The following is an 18102-nucleotide window of genomic DNA, read 5'->3' as shown; positions in this document are numbered from 1 at the left end:
ATGCCGGGCCAAAAAATTTCAGAACGTTTAAAACAATACGGGTTTAAGGCTTCAATCCTGCAGGCCATGCGGGCAGCAGTCCGCAAAATCTACCGGGTCCAGCATGACATCCTTTTTTTAATGCCGGTGTTTTGCGGGTGCCAATATGACAATCCATGCATCAAAGAACTGACAAAGGAGCGGATCAGCCATTTGACAAAAGCCGGTGAGTTAACCCGTGCAGAAAACTCTCTATTTCAGGAATTTCTGACTGAAGGCAGCAGGGGGATTTTTGCTGAAATCAAGGGCCGGGTTGCCGGATATGCCTGGGTGCAGTATGCGGGGATATATCAGGTGGGCCCGCATGTCAGAATGCCGATTCCGCCAGAATATGCTGTTGTGAAAAACCTTTACGTGCGGCCTGCTTTCAGGGGGCAAAAAATCGGGCAGCAATTAAACCTGGCACGCCTTTCCATCATTCCGGCCGGCCTTATTCCGGCTGTTTTTATCCTCCCGGAGAACCGATATGCCATCCGAAACTGGGAAAGACTTGGTTTTCAAAAAATGCTTTTTTTAAAGCAGTGGCAGTGGGCCGGGCAGCCCTGGCGGGTGCGGGTCGCCTCTTTTTCTGATAGTTTTGCAGCAGAACCTGTTAGAAAAGCCCTGCTGCATCATCCCGGAGCTTTGTGATATGGCCGGCGGCCGATTTGAGGAATTTTTCTGTCTGGCACTCCGGTTTACCGGGATTCCCTGGTATCTGCGCGAAGTTTATGCAAGGCGTAAAATTACCATCATCAACTACCACAACCCGTCTCCGGATATTTTTTTGCAACATTTAAAATACTTTTCCCGTCACTATTCGTTTGTGTCTGCTCATGCAGTTGCCCGGGCATTAGACTGGCAGGATTTTTCAGACCTGCCCCCAAAGCCCATGCTGATCACCTTTGACGATGGATATGCCGGAAACGCCCATCTTGTCGGTGCGATAAGAAAATACCATGTGCCGGCCATGTTTTATATAGTTGCCGGCACTGCAGGCACCAAAAGGGTTTTTTGGTTTGAAATGGTACGAAATGATCCCGCACTGCTCGAAAGACTCAAGCAGGTGCCGGATCAAAAACGGCGGGCGCTGCTCCAAAAGAAAACGGGCCATACAGACACCAGGGAGTATGAGATACGTCACTGCCTGTCAATTGATGAATTAAAACAATTGGCGGACGCCGGTGCAAACATTGGCTCGCATACCTTATTTCATCCCATGCTGGATAAATGCGATGAAAAAACCGGAAAGCGGGAATGCGTTGAAGCCAGAAAGCGCCTGGAAAAAATTCTGGAAATCCCTGTGGAGCATTTTGCCCTGCCAGGTGGCAGGGGCGCCCGGGTCTGCCGGCAATGGGTAAAACAAGCCGGCTACCGGACCTGCCGGACCATTGCGCCGGGCTGGGTGACGCAGGCAAGTGACCCGTTTTCACTTCCCAATTTCGGCATAGATGACAAGGCCGGCCCGCACAAGGCCGCCATTCAGGCATGCGGCTTATGGGAGATGCTGAAAAAAGTATTCAGGAAGAAGCCAGCGGCCGTTGACCAAAATTGATTTTTTGCATCCGGCAAGACTTGGGGGAGCGACATGATTTGTTTTTGCCATATGATTAAAACCGCAGGCACAACCCTGCATTATATATTCCGGAACAATTATGGTTTTGGCTATGCTGAAATCAACAAACCATCTTTTAATCAACGGGATTTGCGTGTTTTGAAATTTGCGGGGGGGGGGGGGGGGGTCAAGGCAATAGGGGGCCACGGGCTAAGGCCTGATGATGGGCTGCGGGCAGTTGCCAATGATATCTTCTTTTTGACATTTATCAGAAATCCTGTTGCCAGGTTTATCTCCCATTATAACCATGGGCTAAAAGCAGGCAGCCATGATGATAGCCTTGAAAAGCGCTGCTCCATAGTGGGCGAACACGATTATCAGACCAAATTTCTTCTGGGATGCAAGTCACTTGAGGAAAGAAGTTTTGCCGCAGGGGCGGCAGAGCTTGAAAGGGCAAAAAAAATACTGCAAACAGAATTTCAATTTGTCGGTGTAGTTGAACGCTTTAATGAAAGCCTTTTATTAATGCGCCATGCACTTGGCCTGCCGAATTTTGAGATACGCTACCAGCCCAAAAATGTAAAACCGGATTCAGCAGCAAAAACCTTGAGCTTGTCTGAAAAAGATGACGCTGCAGTGCGGCAGGCAAATCAGATTGATATTCAGCTTTACCACTTTGCTGAACAGGAAATTTTTAACAGGCACAGGGCGCAATACGGCACCAGCCGTTTGTTAAATGAAGCAGAAAGTCTGGATAAGGCATGTCAGACTTACCGTTTTTCTACATTAAATAATATTGCTTTTCGGGTTGGAAAATATTTGTTTTATCGGCCTTTTTTAAAATTTTTTGGCTGATTGCAGGGAATCAAATTATCTGAAAAAAAGACAGCAGATGAAAAGGTTAAAGTACAAGGAAGAATGCCAAATAACGATACCTGATGTATTGTTGATCGAAGGATGCGATTTTGAAAGTCATCCTGCCGGGGGCCAGCTTGCGTTTGCTCGGCAGCTTCTCCAGAGTTTCGGCAATCGTTTCGCTTTAGTCGGTGTTTCCACGGATGAAACCCCTGTAGGCCGTTGGGTTACTCGTAAAATAGACGGTACAACATATCATTTTTTTGGGGTGCGCAGAGTGGATAAGACTAAAACAGGCCGGCCGCTTATTCCTTTGCGTATCCGCCATTATCTTGCCGTGCGAAAGTATATGCAAGAAATTAGAAGTTTAGGGGTCAGCAATGTATTTACCCAGTGTGCTCAGGTTATGCTGGCGATACATCAGTACGACTGGAACAGCATCTGCTATTGCTTCCCAAGCGTAAAAAATGAAGTTGAACACTCGCGCTATGGCTGGGCACGTTTATTAAAGCGTCCGTATGAGCGGATACTGTTCAAAGCCTTAAGAAGAGCAAACCTGATTCTGGCCGCAGCAGACACGACAGCAATTGAAGCCATGGTGGAAAGAAGCAATGGTATGGTGAACCGGTCAAGAATTGTCCCGTGTCCTACACGTGCGGATACCAGAGTGTTTTATCCGAAGGATAGGAAAACAGCACGTGCCTCTTTGGGATTAAATCAAGAGGCAAAAATCCTGCTATTTTGCGGCAAACTTATGTACATTAAAGGCTGGCAGCTTATTTTAGAGTCTTTTAAAAGACTTAAAACCGAAAGACTCCATTTGCAATTAGTATTGGTAGGTGATGGCGAAGATCGGGAAAAATTAAAAAACATGGCTTACCATCTTGGTATTATTGAAGATATCATATTTGCAGGTATAGTGCCATCTGGAGAGGTAGCGTTGTACATGAATGCAGCTGATGCGCTCGTTGTTGGTTCGTTTCAGGAAGGTTGGTCCGTCGCAATGGTTGAAGCCATCTCATGCGGCCTGCCAATAGTTTCAACCAATGTCAGCGGAGCCAGGGACTTGATCTGTAATGGATTTAACGGTTATGTGGTGGATACACGCAATCCTGAGGTGTTTGCCAAAGCAATCAACAGCGCACTGAATATAAAGGATGCTGCAACCTATAGCCTTCAGATTGCAGAAAAATATTCGTTAGCAACCCTGGCCCAGGATCTCCGTGCTGTGTGGCCAGTTTTCTCCGACTGAACAGCCGTCTGGAAACGGAAAAACGGATTTTAAAGTCCTGTTGCCGGGTATATTAAAGGGAATGCCTGACTGTGGAATTTGTTTTTATTATTGGAGTAGCCAGAACCGGGTCGAAGATATACAAGAATAGCATAAACAGCTATACGGATATAGATATTCTAAATGAAATGCATTATCTATCGCCACGCTGGTTACGAAAAGACTTTTGCATGTCGGTTTCAAAGACTATTGGAAAACCTCTTCGTGGAGAGCACCTTGAGGCTTTGATCAATTTAATGTTTCAGAAACAATTTAATGGGACATTTTGGCAGATGAGTCTGGATGAGATTGAGGGCAATGAGAATTCCATCCAAGAATTAGATCGTGATGTGCTTGCAAGTCGACTGGGTGAGACGAATTTTGCCTTCAAAACAATTCTTGAGACTTTGTTATGCATGCATGCTGAAATTAAGAAAAAAAGAAGGGGGGGGCAAAATTTCCAGTCAACATTGCATGCACTCCGAAATTCCATCAATGGTTTCCTGACTCACGCTATATTCATATTACGAGAGATCCCAGAGCCATTTATGCATCTATGAAATTAATGGATATTCGAACTTGTGAAAGTTTGCCAAGATGGCGGCAGTGCGTTTTGGCGGCAAAACGCTTGACATATCTTGTCCATCAATACCATTGGGCCGCTCGTGTCCATGCCATGATGGCTCATAACGAAAAGTATCACTTGTTTCGCTTCGAGGACACGATCCAAGCACCAGAGGATCAGATGAAGAAGCTTTGTAATTTCCTTGCAGTACCCTTCGATAAAAGGATGCTACTGCCACGGATGGAAGATTCATCTTTTCGTAAACGGGAAATAACTTATGGTTTTGATGTGTGTACATTAGAAAGATGGCGCAATGTCATTTCACCTTACACCGATCGAATCATAAGAAAGCTCTTGGGGCGTGAAATGCGGCTATTAGGCTACGGGTAAACCAATTAGTTCCTCAACCTTAATAATTAAGGACTGTTAACAAATACTTGAAAATATGAAACAACTAACTCAAAAATTAAAAACCGGTGAAATGACGATTCAGGAAGTGCCGCTGCCGGCTGTTTCTGCCGGCACGGTGCTTGTACAAAACCACTATTCCCTTATCAGTGCCGGCACAGAGGGCTCAACGGTCAAGGCTGCCCGAAAAGGCTTAATTGGCAAGGCCAGGGAAAGACCTCAGCAGGTCAAGCAGGTTTTTGACGTTTTAAAACAGCAGGGGCCGGCCCAAACCTACCGGGCGGTGATGAAAAAGCTGGACGCCTATTCACCGCTGGGATACAGCAGCGCCGGTGTTGTCATTGATGTCGGAAAAGGCGTAAAAAATATTTCCGTGGGGGATAAAGTCGCCTGTGCCGGCGCGGGTTATGCCAATCATGCGGAAATTATTTCCGTGCCGGAAAACCTGTGTGTGAGATTGCGCCAGGATTCAGATTTACAACTTGCCTGTTACAACACATTGGGGGCAATTGCACTGCAGGGGATCCGGCAGGCTGATCTGCGGCTGGGAGAAACTTGTGCGGTTATCGGCCTGGGGCTCATCGGGCAGTTGGCTTGCCTTATGCTGAAGGCAAGCGGGGTAAGGGTTTTCGGGATAGATATTGACCGTGCAGCGGCAGAAACGGCAAGAAAGCATTGTTGTGATGCGGCATTTCTAAGAACCGGGCATGCCGTAGAGGAAGAAATACACCGGCTTACCCGGGGCATGGGCGTTGACGCGGTGATTATAACCGCAGCCTCGTCAAGCCATGATCCAATTAACCTGGCCGGTGCGGTTGCGCGGAAAAAAGGGAAAGTCGTGATCGTGGGAGATGTGCCCACAGGGTTTGACCGGGAGCCCCATTATTACAAAAAAGAGCTTGATTTGCGCATGTCCTGCTCATACGGGCCGGGCCGTTACGATCCCCTGTATGAAGAACATGGGCTTGATTATCCGCCGGCCTATGTGCGCTGGACCGAGAACCGGAATATGGAGGCGTTCCAGGATTTGATCGCCGGGGGCAGGATTGATTTAAGTTATTTGACCACCCATGTTTTCAAGTTTGCGGATGCGCCCAGGGCCTATGACATGATGATGGAACGCTCTGAGCCATTTATGGGCATCCTTATTGCCTATGATATTGGTAAAACCATTAAAAGAGGCAGGATTGAAATTAAAGGGCATGACCGCGGACCGGTTTCATCTGTTAATATCGGATTTATCGGGGCCGGCAGCTATGCCCAGAGCCAACTGCTTCCCAATATCCCCAAAAACGCCGGCGTTTCACTAAAGGGGATTTTAACCGCCACCGGAACAGGTGCGCGATCAGTGGCTGAACGCTTTGGGTTTGATTTTTGCACTGATCTTGAAAGTGAAATCATTGAAAACGATGCCATTAACACGGTTTTTATTGCCACGCGGCATAATACGCATGCCGATTTTGTGCAAAAAAGCCTGAAGGCAGGCAAAAATGTTTTTGTGGAAAAGCCTTTGTGCCTCCATGAAGGTGAGCTAAATGAAATTGAAAATTTGTATAAAGCATTGTCAAAAAAGCAAGCTGACAAGGCCGCCGGCGGGCAAACACCGCTTTTGATGGTGGGCTATAACCGCAGGTTTTCTCCCCTTGGCCGCGAGATAAAAAATAATTTTCCTGGCGGCCCTTTGGCCATGGTGTATCGGGTAAATGCCGGCCATATTCCCAAAGACTCCTGGATACAGGATATAGAGATCGGCGGGGGGCGCATAATCGGCGAAGTCTGCCATTTTGTGGATTTTTTAACCTTTTTAAACGGTTCCCTGCCGGTTTCCGTAAGTGCCCAGGCAATGGAGGATGTCAATCATTTAAATGACGTTTTGGTTGTTTCCCTGAAATATGAAAACGGCTCCATCGGCACAATTTGCTATTTTGCAAACGGCGATAAGGCCCTTTGCAAAGAACGGGTGGAAGTCTTTGCCAATGGGTGTACGGCGGTTTTAGATGATTTTAAACGCCTGGACATTTATGCGGGCGGCAAAAAAAAGACGAAAAAATACCTCTCCCAGGACAAGGGGCAGAAGGCGGAGGTGAGCCAATTTATTGATGCTGTAAAAAACGGCAAACCCTCGCCGATTCCCATTCACCAGATTTTCAGCGCTTCCCGTGTCTGTTTTTCAATCCTTGAATCCATTCGAACCGGTCAGACAATTGTGAATTCCTGAATTCCGTAATTCCGGGGACACAATACCTCCGTAATTTCGGGGACACAATACCTAATTAAATTAATTAGGTATTGTGTCCCCGAAATTCGTAAGTTTTCCTTCTATGAATGCTGCAACATATATTGATGCATTGCGAAAATATGTGGAAGTCTGCGATTTTGCCGGCTACGACCCCTATGACGCCTTGAAAAGCCCGGTTGTACGGGGATTGACATTTGGGGCAAAATACGGCCGCATTGCCTGGACCCAGGCGTTTCGCCATTTGCCCATCAATCTTCGGCCGCTTTTGGGCGTGCCCAAGGGGCACAATCCCAAGGCGCTTGGGCTTTTTCTGGGGAGTTATGCCCGGCTGTACGCCCTGGAAAATCGTGAAGAATATTTACAAAAAATTGACCGTTTGCTGGATCTGCTCAGGCAGAACATGAGTGGCGGGTATGCCGGGCCGTGCTGGGGCTATGATTTTGACTGGCAGTCCCGGGCTGCTTTTGTGCCGGCTTATACGCCCACGGTTGTCAATTCCGCCTTTATAGGACATTCCCTGCTGGATGCTGCTGATATCACAGGCAATCAGGATGCTCTGCAGCTTGCTGTTCCCATTGGAAATTTTATATGCCGGGACCTGAATCAAAAAAAGAAAAACGGTGGTATCTGTTTCAGTTATACACCAGAGGATTTTAATTTTGTCCACAATGCCAATTTGCTGGGGGCGTCTCTTTTAATCCGGATCTATGAACGCACCTGCCAGGAAGATCTTAAGGCATTGGCGCTTTTAAGCCTGAAATATTCCATGGATCACCAGCATGAAGACGGATCCTGGAAATATGCGGAAACCGGTTTTCAAGGCTGGATTGATTCTTTTCACACGGGATTTAACCTTCAGGCCATACGCTGTTTTTTAAAGGCCGGTGTGGCCGAAGAATACCGGGCGCAATATGAAAAAGGCGTGCGGTTCTACGCGGAAAACTTTTTCGGCCCAGACGGTATGCCCAAATATTATCATAACCAGACCTATCCTATAGACATCCATTGCCCGGCACAGGCAGTGTATTTTTTTTCCGGTGAAGGGAAAAAATATAAGGCGCTGACTGACAAGGTGCTGGGCTGGATGAGCAATCATTTGTGCAACCCCAAAGGGTATTTCAATTTCCGGAAAAGTCGCTGGATGACCAATCGTATCCCGTATATGCGCTGGGGCCAGGCATGGGCGATGCATGCATTAACAGAATACAGGATCAACACAGAAAATGAGGATAAAAATGAAGCGGGTTAGGCTTTTGGGTATTCCGGTGGATTGCATAACAATGAAATCCGCGCTGGAATATATCGATGAGCGGATAAGAAGCACAAGGTGCGGCAGTTATATCATGGCTGTAAATCCGGAAAAAATTATGGCGGCACAAAAAGCACCTTTTTTAAAAAATATGTTCGAACACGCAGGCCTGCTGATACCCGACGGCATTGGCGTGGTGCTGGGGGTTCGAAAGGTTTATGGTGTTTGGTCGCAGCGGGTGGCCGGTGCAGATTTGATGCAGCAGATATGCCACGTTGCTGCTGAAAAGAGCTATAAGATTTATATATACGGCTCTAAGGAAGAGGTTAACAAAAAAGCCGTGGAGATTTTAAAATCGCGTTATACTGGTATTCAGATTGTTGGCCGCAGCCATGGCTATCTCGGGGAAGATGAGATGGGAAATCTTGTTAAGGCAATCAATGACTCCGGGGCCGATATTTTATTTGTTGCGCTTGGCAGTCCCAGGCAGGAGCAATGGATAGACACGCATATAGAAAACCTTAATGTTAAAATCTGCCAGGGCATTGGCGGGACTCTGGATACCATAACCGGTGAGATGAAAAGGGCCCCGGCTTTGTTTCAGAGGCTTGGGCTTGAATGGTTTTACCGGCTTGTTGCCGAGCCCAGACGTGCTCGCCGGCAAGCCGCCCTTCCGGTTTTTATGTTAAAAATCTTGTTAAATGGCAGGCCATGCCAAAAGCCGGTTTTTCATAAAACATTATAAACGCAGGCTTGTTTAAAGGATGAAGATTTTAAATGTTGTCGGCGCCCGACCGAACTTTATGAAAATGGCGCCGATTATAAAAGCCATGGATAATTACCCGGAGCAGATCAATCATTTGCTGATCCATACCGGACAGCACTATGATGCGCACATGAGCAAGTCTTTTTTTGACGATTTGGGCCTGCCGAAACCCGATATTGACCTGGGTATCGGCAGCGGCAGTCATGCCGAACAAACCGGTAACGTCATGATGGCGTTTGAAAAAATCTGTCTGGAAGAGGCGCCGGAACTGGTGATCGTGGTAGGGGATGTGAACTCCACCATGGCGTGTACAATTACTGCCAAAAAGCTTGGTATCAAGGTAGCTCATGTGGAAGCCGGTCTGCGCTCCGGTGATATGTCAATGCCGGAAGAAATCAATCGTTTGTGCACAGATGTGCTCTGCGATTTTCTGTTTACTACAGACCTTCTGGCAAACAGAAATCTGGAAAAAGAAGGCAGGGACCCGGGAAAAATTTTTTTTGTGGGAAATGTGATGATCGACACCCTTTTAAAGCACAGGAGCATAGCAAAAAGAATTGATCTGGTCAGCAGGTTGGGGATTTTGCCAGGACGCTATGCTGCATTGACCCTGCACAGGCCTTCAAACGTGGATGACCGGCAGACCCTTAAACAGATCCTGGAGGCGTTGTCAGAAATAGCTTCAAACACACCCATTATATTTCCGGTTCATCCCAGGACCAAAAAAATGATCTCCCGGTTTGGCCTGGATTGTTTTTTAAGCAAAGAGCCAGGGAAAAACGGTATTTTTGCAGTCAATCCCTTGGGGTATCTGGAATTTTTACACCTGACCATGTTTGCCAAAATGGTGATTACAGACAGCGGCGGGCTTCAGGAAGAAACCACAGTGCTGGGGGTTCCCTGCCTGACCTTGCGAAATAATACCGAACGGCCCATTACCTGCACCCAAGGCACAAATGTGCTGGTGGGAAACCAGAAGGCTCAAATTATAGATGCAGCCGGAAAAATTCTGGCAGGGCACGTGAAAAAGGGACGTATCCCTGAAAAATGGGATGGTAAAGCCGCAGAACGGATTGTTCAAGTGCTGTTTGACCATTTCAATTCCGCAATTCCGGGGACACGAACTTAATTCGATAGAATTAAGTTCGTGTCCCCGGAATTGCCAAAATTAAAATAGCAGAATTTTCCGGTATTATTGCCATGACAGATGTTGCAGGCCGGCGGGCGCTGCCCGCCGGCTGTAAAAAAGCGAGGGTGCATTTTAGCCAGCCGGGTAAAAACAATAAAGATTGTTTTGAAAACAACGGACTGCCGGAAACTTTTGACCCATGGCTCCAGGACCGGCCGTGTTTTTTGTTCATGGGGCCGCCGTCCATGATCCGGGGGGTGCTTGAAATACTTGATGCATTTGACCGGGCGGCTGAAAAGCATCCGGATATTTGCCTGGTTTGCCTGTTTCGTCCTGACAGCCGTCTTGATAATGATTTGATCGTAAAAAAAATTGACAGGATGAAACATCAAAAAAGAGTCTGGCCGGTGCTGGAACTGGTGGATGAAACAACATTGAATGCCTTTTTAAGCCACTGTTTTGCCTTTGTGAAGACTTTTGCGATGATGCCTTCAGAAATACAGCTGGCAATTATCAAAGACATGGCCTGGGGCAAACCGGTGATTGTTGCAAATACAGAAGTCACCGGGAAATTTTCCAGACCATTCGGGCTGGCTGCCCGGGCAGGGCGAATAAAAGATTTAAGCGATGCTATGGTGAAGCTGGCAGATAGTAAGGCCGTAATTCCCAATTCCGGGGACACGTAATTCCCAATTCCGGGGACACGAACTTAATTCTATCGAATTAAGATTCATGTCCCCGGAATTGCGCGCCCTACGGGGTGGTATATTGGTATAGCCGGATAATGGCATGGATGAAGATATACGACAGAAAGACAAGAAAGAAACAACTTGAAAAATATGATTTTTGATGTACAAAATAGATCATGTGTGAAGCAGAGAAAAATCAAATAGCGATTTCAGTATGTACAGACTTATCCGAACTTCGTGAAAAAGTCGGCAACAGCTATTTGTCCGATCATTCGCTGTGTTTGCTGGAGCAAAGCCTGTCTGACAATGTTCAGTATATGCTTCTGGAGTATCCCTATGTGGACAAAGATTTCAGGAGTACCTACTATAGTGACTTCTCCAAAAGACATAAAAAAATTGACCGGAATTCGTATCGAGTTCATTTGTTCGGCAAAGAAGAGTACTTTGGGTTTTTTACGTTAAGAAACACTGCCCCATTTAATCTGGGGCGGGCCTATATCGCCCCAGATGCCTTTGCCAGGCAGAAAGGCCATTTGCTGCTTGCCGGGTTTGAATGCCATTTTTTAGGTAAAACGCTCACTGTTAAGGCTTTTCCGTGGATGCAGCAGGATGCAAACATTTCCCGTTGCGCACAGGTTTCGATTTGGGCTATTACCAGATATTACAGTGAAAAATATAGTATTTACTCAGAGTATACAATTCAACAAATATTTGATCTGGCGTCTTCGCACACTCGCAAGATCCCATCAAAAGGGCTGACAATAGAAAACATATCAAGCATTTTCAGCCTGATTGGGTTCTACCCGGAAATTTATTTCAGTGAAATTGTTAATAACAGAAAAATTTTTAATGAAATCATATATATATTTGTTGAATCCGGAATTCCTTTTGTGGCAGGATTAAGAGGTAAAAGGCATGCCATCGCCATAATAGGGCATTTGAAAATAGAGCCTGAAAATGATGTTAAAAGCGGAATAACTCCGATTTCAGATCTCATAGAAGGTTATTTTTCCGTCGATGACAATTGTCTGCCATATTCTGTGGTCGGAAACGGTGGCATGCATTCAGTTTGCGACATTGACTCAATCATTGTTCCTTTATATGAGAAGATGTATCTTGATGTGTTAACCCTCCTGAGCCGGATACTACCTGAAATAGAAGATTCTTTTCTGCCACAGCAAAACATGTACCGCCGGGTTTTCATGGCCTCATCCAAATCGTTTAAACAATTTATATTTGACAATGCTGTCGATGATTATTATAAATATCATTTGCTTTTGCAGCAAATGCCCAAATTTATATGGGTTGCCGAATATATTGCCGAATCGGAATACCCTGATTATGTACAGTCAAGATTTATCTTCGATGCTACGGCAATGGAATATGCTGGGATTGACATGATGATTTCGGCCAGAATTGGCAGCTTGTTCATTTGCGAAGGAGAGTCGGTGGAGCTTGATGATGTGCGGGATCCAATTTACAGGCACAATTTAGCGGAGGCCTATCATGGAATGGATGAAGAAAATGATGGAAGCCAGCAACAGAAGTCTTGAAATGAAAAAGGATCAAGGTGTTCAAGCAAAGCTCGATCGCATCGATCGCAAGCTGAAAGAAAACATTCAGGAAAACGTTGAGAAGGACCGTTTGCGGGAACAGAGAACCCTTGAAATCAGCAGGCAGTATTTCCTCGGCTGAAACAGAATTTTTGGCGGATGAGCCGGCGCTTATCCGCCTTACACTTACTATGCTTGCTTCTTAAGTTTTAAACCGTCTAACCATTTCATGCCCGAAGATTTAAGATGCAGGCTTGCCTCCGGGTCCCTCCTTTTGCTTGTTGCAAATCCTTTTAATATTTCAGGCATCAAAATCATCAGTTTAATTCCGTAATCTAATTCCGGGGACATGAACCTTAATTCTATCGAATTAAGGTTCATGTCCCCGGAATTGACGCGTATCATCCTTGATTTCACAGATTATCCGGTAACTGCCGACCCGGTATCGCCAGAATCCGGAATGGCTGCCCTTTAATGGCTCCCCGAAATGTCTTGGGTTCTTGCATCCATCTATGCGATCCGACAGCCAGCCAAGAATCCTTTTTTGAACCGGCCGATCAAGTTTTTTAAGTTGGCGTTCTGCAACATCACTGATTTCAACTATCCAGGCCAAGTTCTTTTTTTAACTCCTTAAGCGGTTTACTGCTTTGCATTTGCGCCTTTGCTTCTTGTGCGAGTTCAAGGTCCTCATTATCCTCAAGGAACCGGACAATTGCCTCGCGGATCAATTCACTTTTGTTGCTGCCACGGATTTTAGCAAGGTGTTTGAGCTGTTCTTCAATGGTTTTATTTAAACGGACAGTAATCACGGCTTGATATCCTTTTAAGCTTTTTTGAGTGTATGACATTGTATTGCGTTTTATTTGGTTTGTCAAATTCAATTCGGGAGACACGAATTGACCACGGGATTGCTTCCCGGGTATTAATTCCGTAATTCCGTAATTCCGGGGACACGAACTTAATTCTATCGAATTAAGGTTCATGTCCCCGGAATTGGTCCCCGGAATTGAGGGGCCCCGGGAATGCCTCCCTGGAATTAGGGACTTGGCTTGTTTTTTGCTTATGTCCATATCCTAATCATAGCTGATAAACCTTTTGCGGAGATAAGCCATTAAAACACTGATTTTCATTTTTGCCTGCTCCATGGGCCTGTCCTTGGTGCTGACGCCATTGATCCGGAGGCTTTGCCTCAGGTGGGGCATTGTTGATGTGCCGGATCAACGGAAGGTTCACAGGCATCCGATCCCAAGGGCCGGCGGGGTGGCAATCTTTACCGCGTTTTTGGCGGTACTGGCCATCAGCCGGCTGCTGCCGGTGATCCATGAATCAGAAGTGATGGCTCTGGATAAAAGCCTTGTTTTTTTTCTGGCCGGTGGGGTGGTGTGTTTTGGTATCGGGCTTTTTGATGATCTGAAAGGCTCCAGGGCAATGGTGAAACTGCTTTTTCAGGTTGCCGGCGGGCTGCTGGCGTTTTTAGGGGGCATTGAAATTTCCCAGTTTGAGATGGGCGGATTTATCATTGAATTTGGTCTCCTCACAGCGCCGGTTACCATTTTCTGGTTTGTTTTGTTTATGAATGCAGTCAACCTTGTTGACGGGCTCGACGGGCTGGCAGGGGGCATTGTTTCGTCTGCAGGCATTACCATGGTGATTTTGTCTTATTTAAACAACGATATGTTTACTGCTGTTTTGTTTACAGCGCTTGCAGGCAGTGTTCTGGGATTTTTGCGCTATAATTTCAACCCGGCCACCATATTTATGGGCGACTCGGGGAGCTATTTTCTGGGTTATGCCATTGCGGGCATCAGCATCATCGGATCAGTGAAAAGCCATGTAGCCCCGGCTTTGCTGATTCCTCTGTTGGCCATGGGAGTTCCTATTTTTGATACCATCTTGTCACCGGTTCGCAGGTTCGTGCGGGGAAGGAGAATTTTTCAGCCCGACAGCAGCCATATTCATCACCGGTTGAAAAATATGGGCTTTTCCACGGTTCGGGCAGTTTCAACCTTATATGGCATCACTGTGTTTTTGTGTGCTGCGGCTCTGATAACAGTAAATTTGCGCGATATAAGGGCAGGGCTTATAATTATAGCGATAGCTGCAGGTGCCATTTTCATGGTCAGAAGACTGGGCTATTTTGAATACCTCAGCAGTGAGAGATTCAGGACCTGGCTTCGTTGTCTGGGTGATGAATCCGGAATCAGCCTTGAGCGAAGGCGGTTTTTTGATCATCAGATTGAGATTTCCCGCGCCGGTGATATTAACGAAATGTGGCACAGGCTTACAGATGCGGCCGAATTTCTGGGCATTGATTTTCTGGAGCTAAGGTTTACCACACCAGCACAAAATCAGCCCTGGCCGCCGGTGCGCCGGTATGAAAACCCCGGGACCGGCAAGAGTTTTGAAGACAACAGCTTGGTCATACATCTGCGGCTGCCCCTGGCTAATAACGGAGACAGATACGGCTATTTAAAGATTCTGCAAAATGCCGGAAAACGTGAAATGCCGCTATTTCTGCTCCGCCGCCTGGAGCAGCTCAGATGGACGGTAACAAACAAACTGGCGGACTTAGATGCCCACCAGAAAGTTCTCCTCAATTCGGGGGACACAATACTTAATTCATGCGAATTAAGTATTGTGTCCCCCGAATTATTGTCCCCCGAATTATACGAATTGCAGAATTGTGAGGAGTTATGGAATGAAAACGGAAAAAATAAATAATGGAAAAACAGCATTTGTTTTTGCCGGTGGCGGCAGCCTGGGTGCCATCCAGGTTGGCATGCTCAAGGCCATTATCCGCACCGGCATAATCCCTGATTTTCTTGTGGGCGCTTTGGTGGGGGCGTTAAATGCTGTTTTTTTCGCCTTTGACCCCACACCGGATGGCGTTTCCCGGCTTGAAAAAATCTGGCTCGGAATAAAGCGAAAAGATGTTTTCCCCCTGCCGCCAATCCGGAAATTTTTCGGACTGGTCCAATCCCAAAAGCACATCTGCAGCCCCAAGCCCTTGACTCAACTGATCCGGACAAGCCTTCCTGGTGAGTACCTGGAGGATTGCGCACTGCCCTGCATGGTGATTGCCACTAGCCTGTTCCACGGCCACGAGGTAACGCTCACAAAGGGCAGCGTGCTTGATGCCCTTTTGGCTTCGACTGCCATTCCGGGCATTTTACCACAGGTAAAGTTTGAAGAGCTTTATCTGATAGACGGCAGCGTAACCAACAATACGCCGATTTCCACTGCTATCATGAACGGGGCAAGCCGCATCTTTGTTTTCCCCACCGGTATCTGTTGTGCCCGCAAGGCTCCGCCCAAGGGCCTTGTGGAAATGATTCTACAGGCCATGAGCATTGCCATTTCCCATCGTTTGGCCATGGATATTGAAAAATTCAGGCAGGAAGTGGAGATCCGTTCGTTGCCGACGCTTTGCCCCCTCGACGCCTCCATGTTCAACTTTTCAAGGACAGCGGAGCTGATTTCCCGGGCCGAACAGAAAGTGTCGGAGTGGCTTGATTCAGGCGGCTTAAACAGCGATTCTGATCTGAAGGCCCTGCAACCGCATTATCATTGATGCGGATTGCGCGGATTCCGGGATTCCGGGTAGAGTAGAGGACAGGCTATCCTGCCCTCTACTCTACCCGGAACTCAAAGGTATTGTGTCCCCGGAATTCAGTCCCCGGAATTCAAAATTCACGGAATTCGGCATGGCTGTTGCAAAATAAGGTCTGTGTCCCGGGTTGGCAGTGGGGCAGAAGGCCGTTTGTCAGCAGGTTGCTGCAAGGGGGTAAAGCTCGGCAGTGCCAGGCAGTGTAAGTCTGGCTGATGATTAAAATAACATGGAAAACATTCCATATATAAGGCATCGGCTCCATGGAACTGGCTCCACACAATACAGGTCAGCATTATCGGGACAGGGGATTGTTTTTGTCCGGGGCAGGGGACCGGACAGATCTGGCCGGGGAAAATGGAGGTGAAAAATTTATTTTCCGGGCCCTAATGGGGGTTTTGGTTTTTACCCAGCTGGCTTTTGGCGGGGTCCATGCCTGGGCCTATTGTCTGATGGAACTATTGGTTTTCACTCTTTCTGGTGTAGCGGTTTTGCTCTGGTTGGCCCGGGGCGTGAACTGGCCCGGGGATACAAAGGCATTTGACATCCGGTTACTGAATCCGGCCCTGTTGTGGCTTGGGCTTTTTTTATTGATCACCGGATTACAAATTCTTCCCATGCCATTCTGGTTGGTGGAATTGATTTCCCCAAGGGCATTTGATCTTAAAATTGCAGCAGCCAAGGCAACAGGGGCTGATCCGCCCGGCTGGATGCAGCTGAGCCTGATTCCGTTTGAAACACGCCTGGCTCTTATTCGTATTTTAAGCTATTTCTGCATGTTTGCTCTAATGGCCTGGCTGACCAGGCACAGGGCACAGATGCTGCAGGCTATCGGGGTCCTTGCAGGCATGGGCGTTTTTCAGGTGATTTACGGTGCGGCCCAGGCCTATAGCCACACACATCGGATCTGGTGGTATGCGGTGTCAAAACACTCCTCACTGATAAATGGGACATATATTAACTTCAATCATCTGGCCGGTTTCCTGGCAATGGTCTGCCCGTTGTGCGTGGGTATGGTTTTTGCTTATTGGCCCGGGCGCCCTGGATTGCCGAAGATACGGCCATTTAAGCCGGACGTGATCAAAAAATGGCTGGTGACAGGGATAAACAGAAATCTCCGGATATGTTTTGCGGGCCTTGCAGCATTGCTTGGATTTGGTCTGATTTCGACAGGTTCCAGGGGAGGAATTGTGGCTTTTGCAGCAGGGTCTCTGTTTATGATTTCTATGTTTATGGCCCGGCCGCGTTTTCGCGGGTTTGGACAAGTTGCCTTTATTTTGCTGCTGGTCATTCTGGCTTGCAGCTGCTTTATTGGCATTAAACCCGCCCTGGAGAAATTTCAGAAGACGGGCCTGCACAGCAGCCGGCTGGATTATACCCTTTCGGCTGCTTCTATGATCCGGGATTATCCCGTTTCTGGCACGGGCATGGGCACTTTTGGGGAGGCTTACCATTCCTATCCCGTGGCCCACCATGCCGGCGGCATGGCGTTGATACATCTTCACAACGACTGGATGGAACTTGGCGTGGAAACCGGCCTGATTGGGCTAGGGGCGGCAGCAATCGGGTTTGTCACGTTGATTTTTCAATATATCCGGGCCTGGATGGGCCGGGGAAACCATTTTTCCATAGGCCTGGGCGGAGGCGCCATTGCCGGCATGCTGGCCATAGGCCTTCATTCATTCGGGGAGTTTGCCCTGCGCATGCCGGCAAATGCCTTAACCCTTGTCACCGTTGCCGCAGTGGGGTGGAACGCTCTTTGTCAGGATAAATCCTTTTGAGCCATTCGCATGCGTTTGCTCGGATGGTCAATGGTATAAAGATAGTGCAGGTAATCAGTGATGGTATTGAATTTACTGGCTTTAAATCCGGGCAATTCAATAAAGACAATCCAGTCACCTGCAATTTCCATGTTCTGCCATTGGTCGTTGAAATACCCCTGGGCCTGGGCATGGGGCACATCTTTGAAGGTGCCCCGGGCAATGCGCACGGGCATATATTCCCGTGCGGTGATGGCGCAATAAACGGCCTTGTGCCGGCATGAGGGGCTAAGGGCCAGATCCGAGGCACAACCGGCAAATGCGCAGAGCGCAGATAGCATAACAATAAGCATGGCCGATCGTTTAAAAAGGTTTTTTTCTACAGGATACAGGCGCATTGCAGGGCCTCCGGCATAATGTTCAGGTTTCATATTTTGGC

The 18102-nt window shown here is 47.4% G+C and carries 20 protein-coding genes; 16 read left to right on the top strand and 4 right to left on the bottom strand.

The genetic code is table 11. The features are described 5' to 3' along the window. The 10 genes from HNR65_RS08855 to wecB all read left to right on the top strand — a co-directional run bounded on the left by HNR65_RS08855 (nt 1) and on the right by wecB (nt 10054). The gene (locus tag HNR65_RS08855) at nt 1–669 is read left to right on the top strand and encodes a GNAT family N-acetyltransferase (protein ID WP_181551134.1); all 669 of its coding nucleotides are present in this window, start codon (nt 1–3) and stop codon (nt 667–669) included. 1 nt (nt 670) lies between these two features. Beyond that, nucleotides 671–1573 carry a polysaccharide deacetylase family protein gene (locus HNR65_RS08850; RefSeq protein ID WP_181551133.1) on the top strand — a complete coding sequence of 301 codons (903 nt, stop codon included), beginning with the start codon at nt 671–673 and terminating at the stop codon, nt 1571–1573. 33 nt (nt 1574–1606) lie between these two features. Continuing rightward, nucleotides 1607–2428: a sulfotransferase family 2 domain-containing protein gene (locus HNR65_RS08845; RefSeq protein WP_181551132.1), complete on the top strand. Its 822-nt coding sequence runs from the start codon at nt 1607–1609 to the stop codon at nt 2426–2428. Nucleotides 2429–2465: 37 nt separating this feature from the next. Beyond that, a complete protein-coding gene (locus HNR65_RS08840) occupies nt 2466–3680 on the top strand; it encodes a glycosyltransferase (protein WP_181551131.1) in 1215 nt (404 codons plus the stop codon). 71 nt (nt 3681–3751) lie between these two features. Continuing rightward, nucleotides 3752–4258: a hypothetical protein gene (locus HNR65_RS08835; RefSeq protein WP_181551130.1), complete on the top strand. Its 507-nt coding sequence runs from the start codon at nt 3752–3754 to the stop codon at nt 4256–4258. Next, nucleotides 4168–4653 (top strand): sulfotransferase family protein, encoded by a 486-nt coding sequence (locus HNR65_RS18255; protein ID WP_181551335.1) that lies wholly within the window; start codon nt 4168–4170, stop codon nt 4651–4653. Before HNR65_RS08835 ends, HNR65_RS18255 begins: the two co-directional genes overlap by 91 nt. Before the next feature lie 91 nt (nt 4654–4744). Further along, on the top strand, nt 4745–6889 hold the full coding sequence (locus tag HNR65_RS08825) for a bi-domain-containing oxidoreductase (protein WP_232364717.1): 2145 nt from the start codon (nt 4745–4747) through the stop codon (nt 6887–6889). Between the two features lie 103 nt (nt 6890–6992). After that, a complete protein-coding gene (locus HNR65_RS08820; protein WP_181551128.1) occupies nt 6993–8159 on the top strand; it encodes a delta-aminolevulinic acid dehydratase in 1167 nt (388 codons plus the stop codon). Then, a complete protein-coding gene (locus HNR65_RS08815) occupies nt 8134–8904 on the top strand; it encodes a WecB/TagA/CpsF family glycosyltransferase (protein ID WP_492207455.1) in 771 nt (256 codons plus the stop codon). Before HNR65_RS08820 ends, HNR65_RS08815 begins: the two co-directional genes overlap by 26 nt. Before the next feature lie 19 nt (nt 8905–8923). Further along, complete coding sequence (wecB, locus tag HNR65_RS08810; protein ID WP_181551126.1) at nt 8924–10054, top strand: non-hydrolyzing UDP-N-acetylglucosamine 2-epimerase; 1131 nt, start codon at nt 8924–8926, stop codon at nt 10052–10054. 10 nt (nt 10055–10064) lie between these two features. Here the strand turns inward: wecB and HNR65_RS08805 are convergent, their stop codons facing one another. Beyond that, nucleotides 10065–10286: a hypothetical protein gene (locus tag HNR65_RS08805; RefSeq protein WP_181551125.1), complete on the bottom strand. Its 222-nt coding sequence runs from the start codon at nt 10284–10286 to the stop codon at nt 10065–10067. A gap of 124 nt (nt 10287–10410) precedes the next feature. On the opposite strand from HNR65_RS08805, the gene HNR65_RS08800 reads away from it, so the two are divergent. From HNR65_RS08800 to HNR65_RS08790, 3 genes are all read left to right on the top strand, one after another. After that, the gene (locus HNR65_RS08800) at nt 10411–10740 is read left to right on the top strand and encodes a glycosyltransferase family protein (protein WP_181551124.1); all 330 of its coding nucleotides are present in this window, start codon (nt 10411–10413) and stop codon (nt 10738–10740) included. 179 nt (nt 10741–10919) lie between these two features. Further along, the gene (locus HNR65_RS08795) at nt 10920–12296 is read left to right on the top strand and encodes a hypothetical protein (protein WP_181551123.1); all 1377 of its coding nucleotides are present in this window, start codon (nt 10920–10922) and stop codon (nt 12294–12296) included. Further along, complete coding sequence (locus HNR65_RS08790) at nt 12250–12438, top strand: hypothetical protein (RefSeq protein WP_181551122.1); 189 nt, start codon at nt 12250–12252, stop codon at nt 12436–12438. The genes HNR65_RS08795 and HNR65_RS08790 overlap by 47 nt, the downstream gene beginning before the upstream one ends. A gap of 228 nt (nt 12439–12666) precedes the next feature. Here HNR65_RS08790 and HNR65_RS08785 read toward each other — a convergent pair whose 3' ends face one another. Beyond that, entirely contained in the window at nt 12667–12909 is a 243-nt protein-coding gene (locus HNR65_RS08785; protein WP_181551121.1) for a type II toxin-antitoxin system RelE family toxin, read from the bottom strand. Continuing rightward, a complete protein-coding gene (relB, locus tag HNR65_RS08780) occupies nt 12893–13105 on the bottom strand; it encodes a type II toxin-antitoxin system RelB family antitoxin (protein WP_181551120.1) in 213 nt (70 codons plus the stop codon). The genes HNR65_RS08785 and relB overlap by 17 nt, the downstream gene beginning before the upstream one ends. 451 nt (nt 13106–13556) lie before the next feature. Here relB and HNR65_RS08775 point away from each other — a divergent pair, with 451 nt between their 5' ends. The 3 genes from HNR65_RS08775 to HNR65_RS08765 all read left to right on the top strand — a co-directional run bounded on the left by HNR65_RS08775 (nt 13557) and on the right by HNR65_RS08765 (nt 17684). After that, complete coding sequence (locus HNR65_RS08775) at nt 13557–15017, top strand: MraY family glycosyltransferase (protein WP_181551119.1); 1461 nt, start codon at nt 13557–13559, stop codon at nt 15015–15017. Next, entirely contained in the window at nt 14995–15867 is an 873-nt protein-coding gene (locus HNR65_RS08770) for a patatin-like phospholipase family protein (protein ID WP_181551118.1), read from the top strand. Before HNR65_RS08775 ends, HNR65_RS08770 begins: the two co-directional genes overlap by 23 nt. 299 nt (nt 15868–16166) lie before the next feature. Beyond that, nucleotides 16167–17684, top strand: a complete 1518-nt coding sequence (locus tag HNR65_RS08765; RefSeq protein ID WP_181551117.1) for an O-antigen ligase family protein — start codon at nt 16167–16169, stop codon at nt 17682–17684. Here the strand turns inward: HNR65_RS08765 and HNR65_RS08760 are convergent. Next, on the bottom strand, nt 17666–18061 hold the full coding sequence (locus HNR65_RS08760) for a BTB/POZ domain-containing protein (protein WP_181551116.1): 396 nt from the start codon (nt 18059–18061) through the stop codon (nt 17666–17668). The two genes, HNR65_RS08765 and HNR65_RS08760, sit on opposite strands and share 19 nt — an antisense overlap. Nucleotides 18062–18102: the final 41 nt, after the last annotated feature.

The organism is Desulfosalsimonas propionicica (assembly GCF_013761005.1).
Taxonomy (GTDB): Bacteria; Desulfobacterota; Desulfobacteria; order Desulfobacterales; family Desulfosalsimonadaceae; genus Desulfosalsimonas; species Desulfosalsimonas propionicica.
The sequence above is the reverse complement of the archived record's forward strand: the minus strand, read 5'-3'. Positions and strand labels throughout refer to the sequence as shown.

Bases quoted from the DNA above. Each gene is read 5' to 3' on its own strand.
- HNR65_RS08770 (WP_181551118.1), top strand. From the start codon at position 14,995: ATGAAAACGGAAAAAATAAATAATGGAAAAACAGCATTTGTTTTTGCC.
- HNR65_RS08845 (WP_181551132.1), top strand. From the start codon at position 1,607: ATGATTTGTTTTTGCCATATGATTAAAACCGCAGGCACAACCCTGCAT.
- HNR65_RS08765 (WP_181551117.1), top strand. From the start codon at position 16,167: ATGGAACTGGCTCCACACAATACAGGTCAGCATTATCGGGACAGGGGA.
- HNR65_RS08820 (WP_181551128.1), top strand. From the start codon at position 6,993: ATGAATGCTGCAACATATATTGATGCATTGCGAAAATATGTGGAAGTC.
- HNR65_RS08795 (WP_181551123.1), top strand. From the start codon at position 10,920: ATGTGTGAAGCAGAGAAAAATCAAATAGCGATTTCAGTATGTACAGAC.
- HNR65_RS08815 (WP_492207455.1), top strand. From the start codon at position 8,134: ATGAGGATAAAAATGAAGCGGGTTAGGCTTTTGGGTATTCCGGTGGAT.
- HNR65_RS08805 (WP_181551125.1), bottom strand. From the start codon at position 10,286: ATGAACAAAAAACACGGCCGGTCCTGGAGCCATGGGTCAAAAGTTTCC.
- HNR65_RS08790 (WP_181551122.1), top strand. From the start codon at position 12,250: ATGGAATGGATGAAGAAAATGATGGAAGCCAGCAACAGAAGTCTTGAA.
- HNR65_RS08760 (WP_181551116.1), bottom strand. From the start codon at position 18,061: ATGCGCCTGTATCCTGTAGAAAAAAACCTTTTTAAACGATCGGCCATG.
- HNR65_RS08840 (WP_181551131.1), top strand. From the start codon at position 2,466: ATGAAAAGGTTAAAGTACAAGGAAGAATGCCAAATAACGATACCTGAT.
- wecB (WP_181551126.1), top strand. From the start codon at position 8,924: ATGAAGATTTTAAATGTTGTCGGCGCCCGACCGAACTTTATGAAAATG.
- HNR65_RS08850 (WP_181551133.1), top strand. From the start codon at position 671: ATGGCCGGCGGCCGATTTGAGGAATTTTTCTGTCTGGCACTCCGGTTT.
- HNR65_RS08855 (WP_181551134.1), top strand. From the start codon at position 1: ATGCCGGGCCAAAAAATTTCAGAACGTTTAAAACAATACGGGTTTAAG.
- HNR65_RS08825 (WP_232364717.1), top strand. From the start codon at position 4,745: ATGACGATTCAGGAAGTGCCGCTGCCGGCTGTTTCTGCCGGCACGGTG.